General features: G+C 43.6%; 1 protein-coding gene. It reads right to left on the bottom strand.

The genetic code is table 11. The features are described from left to right. Positions 1–265: 265 nt before the first annotated feature. Positions 266–2577, bottom strand: a 2312-nt coding sequence (locus tag IR141_RS12290; protein WP_228068265.1) for a VCBS domain-containing protein, incomplete at its 5' end; no start/stop codon positions are given.

The following is a 2577-nucleotide window of genomic DNA, read 5'->3' as shown; positions in this document are numbered from 1 at the left end:
TGGAGCGTCTGACTTATTGCTGCGATATTTTTGAGACGGGCAATGATTCTTACCGGATGAAACACCGCTCATAGGGTGGCTCAATTTTAGACCACAACTGTGGCTCAGTTTTGGAATGGAATTGACACATAATAGGATTCAGCCGAAATAAAAAGGACCGAACCCTATACAGCACAGGATTCAGCCCTTTGGATCAAATTATTGATTAAAATGATAAAAATAGAGAGTGGTTCATTCAGCAGAGCTCTATTTGCCAGCTGTTAAGTCAGCCTATAAATTCAACATGTTTTTCTAGAATGCTGTTTAAGGTTTCCCCCGAAGACATTCCTGAAAAGGTTATGCTGTTTTGGTAAGAAACACCGTCTTTCCCTACGCCGGTAAAGCTCAAGGTGTGGGTTTGGTCATTCCATACTGCACCTTTCAATTGCGCAGGGCCTACCAAATCGGCAAATACTACTTTATCGCTGCCTGCTTGGAAGTCGAGAATTTTGTCCTTACCGCTGTTACTGTTGGCTAAGAACACAAATTTATCAGCACCTTCTCCGCCGGTTAAGCTATCGTTACCGGCTCCTCCAAACAGAATGTCGTTACCGGCACCACCGTTCAAAGTATCATTGCCGCCATCTGAACGACTGTCCAGCAATTCTGCCCAATGTTTTTGAACATAATCTACTTTTTGCTGGTCGGTTGCTGCTACACCGCCGTTTTCACTCCACTTAATAAATTCATTAAGTGCTTCTGAGCTCATACCGTTATGGCTGCCTGCTTTATAAACCGCGCCGGTTAAGTTGTTTTTCCAAGCCAAATGATCAGTATTGATTGAGTCGCCAAACAAAATATCATTACCGTCACCACCTATCAAAGTATCATCAGACACTTTGTGCTCAATGGTTTGTGATGTGCCTTTTTTCAAAGCAGCATCAAGTTCATCTGGGGAATTGATAATTGTTGCTTCTCCGGCAGTACCCTTATATACAACTTTTCTGTTGCCCAAATACCCTTGATTTGTCCAAATAACATCTTGCCCCTGCTCCAAGCTTCCTGAGGTTACGGTGTTATCAAAATATTTCAGTGTTGTTTGCTGTACTCCTTTGGCAAAACCTACTGCATGAACAGAAGAAACACTACTTAACGCTTGGAAGCTTTTCAAGCCCGCATTAACCGATCCTTGTGTTACATATGCATAGTTATGAAGACTGTCGCCTCTTCCATCTGCACCAAAAGTAGTCGGCTGCCCATCGGTCAAGAAATAGGTAACATTATTGTAACCTGCTTCAGATACTTTATTAAACCAAGCTGCAGTATCTCTAAATGCGTCGTCATAGTTTGTTGAGCCTCTTAGATCCTCTTTATTACTCAACCGTTGAATAGCTTCTATTAAGGAATTGACTTTAGAGTTATTCAAATCCTTTATATTTATGACTTGATGAGCCGTCTTATTAAAAACAATCAGGCTGGCATTAACTTTACCATCATGAGCCGCTAGCTCCCCGGCTAATTTCTGCAGAGATTTTTTGGCCATGTCCAAGTAAGTGATACCCTCGCTTGTACGATAGCTCTTCATACTGTTCGATATATCGAGCAAGATAGCAACATTGTAGTTTTCGCCTTTAGTAATAATAGTTTGAGTACCTCCGGCATCACCGATCAATACATCATTACCTCCGCCACCTTTAATATTGGTATTGGGGTCGTTTGTGCCAATTTCGATTCTATCGCTGTCCACACCATTAACAGTAATCTTCAATGTTGCCGTTAATTTATCGCCATCGGCATCTTTTACTGTGTAATTGAAACTATCAACCAGTTTTTGGCCGTTGTTTAATGCCTTAACTGCTGCATTATTACTATCAAGATGGTAGGTATATTTACCATCGGCACCCAACACCAACTTACCGTAACTTCCATTCAGCTTGTCGGCGGTTACCGTTACTGGAGTATCAGCTCCCGTTTGGTCGTTCACCAACACATTGCCGCTTACCGATGTACCTTTTTCACTAATGCTGTTTACATCATTAACGGCAACAGGGGCAGTATCAGCAATCTTAATATCCAAGCTGTCCATTGCCGTATTACCGGCTTTATCTTTCACTGCAACAATAAAGTTATCGGTCACAGAATTATCGCCTCTGCTGTGGTCTTTGGCTTTACCGTTTTCGGTATAGGTGTAAGTTATTTCACTTTTTGCCGTATTGTAACCGTTAATAATCAACTGGCCTTTAGCCGTGTTAATCACAACAGGTGCAGCTGCAGTTGCTGTAGTAACATCTTTACCACCCACAGTAATGGAAGCTACACCGCCTGCATCGCCAACTTTAATTATGCCGCTTACTTTGGCATTGCTGGCTTCTACAACCTGCTGATCTTGTGCTTTTACTTCCGGCGGAACTGTGTCGACCGAGCCGTTGTCTTTGGCTTTGCCTTCGTTGCCGGCGGGATCTTTCACCGAAGCTTCGGCGGTGTAGCCGCCGTCGGGCAGGGCTTTGGGCACGTCTACGCTGTAGCTGCCGTCTGCCTTGACGGTGGTGGTAACGGTTTGGCTTTGGCCGTCCGAACCGGTTACCACTACGGTTACCA

The sequence above is a fragment of the Neisseria sp. 19428wB4_WF04 genome (genome assembly GCF_015235335.1).
Taxonomy (GTDB): domain Bacteria; phylum Pseudomonadota; class Gammaproteobacteria; order Burkholderiales; family Neisseriaceae; genus Neisseria; species Neisseria musculi.
Note: the sequence above shows the minus strand (reverse complement) of the source record. Positions and strands in the feature narration are given on the sequence as shown.